Source organism: Desulfovibrio sp. OH1186_COT-070 (genome assembly GCF_003860215.1).
In the GTDB taxonomy this organism is placed as follows: domain Bacteria; phylum Desulfobacterota; class Desulfovibrionia; order Desulfovibrionales; family Desulfovibrionaceae; genus Desulfovibrio.
In genome coordinates this window covers 1-464 of record NZ_RQYH01000170.1, presented here as the reverse complement: position 1 = coordinate 464, position 464 = coordinate 1, and the positions used below count along the sequence as shown (strand labels likewise).

At 22.4% G+C, this 464-nt stretch carries 1 protein-coding gene; it reads right to left on the bottom strand.

The window, feature by feature from the left end; translation table 11 throughout:
- On the bottom strand, positions 1-464 hold a 464-nt coding region (locus tag EII23_RS13270), incomplete at both ends, for an acyl-CoA thioester hydrolase/BAAT C-terminal domain-containing protein (protein WP_221620424.1).

The window sequence follows — 464 nt, the reverse complement described above, 5'->3', positions numbered from 1 at the left end:
GGTATATTATGACCTGAATTTTCAAAAAAAACTATACTTTTATTAGGTGCCTTTATTTTTTTATAATATTGTTCTATTAATGAACAAGGTGTATTATAGTCATTCCTACTAACAAAAAATGAAATAGGTGTCTCAATTTTTGTTATTTGTTCAAACAAGTTCGTATTCTTTACATCTTTCCATAAATACTTTAAAGAAAAATAAGATCCCGAAATCCAATTCATTATATCATTATTATTATATTCAGGTCTTTTTTTCATTATATTCAATATTTCAATACTATTTGTTTTATAGGTATATTTGTTAATCATATTCTTTAAACAATTCACATATTCAAACTCATTGTTAGTAAAGTTATATTTTTTATCAATAAGTTTTTGTGCTAATTGAAATTCTTTATTTATGTGCGCTTTTTTTATGACATAATTATAACTTATACGATCACTTATTTGATGGTTTACTGG